This is a genomic window from Sutterella massiliensis, from assembly GCF_016899755.1.
Classification (GTDB): domain Bacteria; phylum Pseudomonadota; class Gammaproteobacteria; order Burkholderiales; family Burkholderiaceae_F; genus Sutterella; species Sutterella massiliensis.
In genome coordinates this window covers 1-326 of the sequence record NZ_JACJJC010000365.1, presented here as the reverse complement: position 1 = coordinate 326, position 326 = coordinate 1, and the positions used below count along the sequence as shown (strand labels likewise).

Annotated in this window: 1 protein-coding gene; it reads left to right on the top strand. The window is 60.7% G+C overall.

From position 1 onward, the window contains the following. Positions 1–326 (top strand): hypothetical protein (locus H6A60_RS12930; protein ID WP_205105270.1); only part of this gene is annotated, 326 nt, incomplete at both ends.

The following is a 326-nucleotide window of genomic DNA, read 5'->3' as shown; positions in this document are numbered from 1 at the left end:
GGACAGGACGCAAGAGCTCGTTCGGCGCTCCTCGGTGCGTTCGGTCGGCGACATCAATCGCCGCGTTCGCGTGGTGACGGTCGTACCGACGGGCGTGAAGAAGCGAATGCGCTGCATCAAGCTCGCGAATCCGGAAGAGAACGACGAACTCTATGTGACGGACGACTGCATTGTCACGCACAACACCCGCTGCTTTGATCTGTTGATCAGTCAGGCGATTCTGCGCGGCGAGTGCGTCATCATCATCGATCCGAAGGGCGACGCGGATCTGAAGAACAAGGCTCAGCGCGCCTGCGCAGCGCTCGGCCGCAAGAACGCTTTCGTGA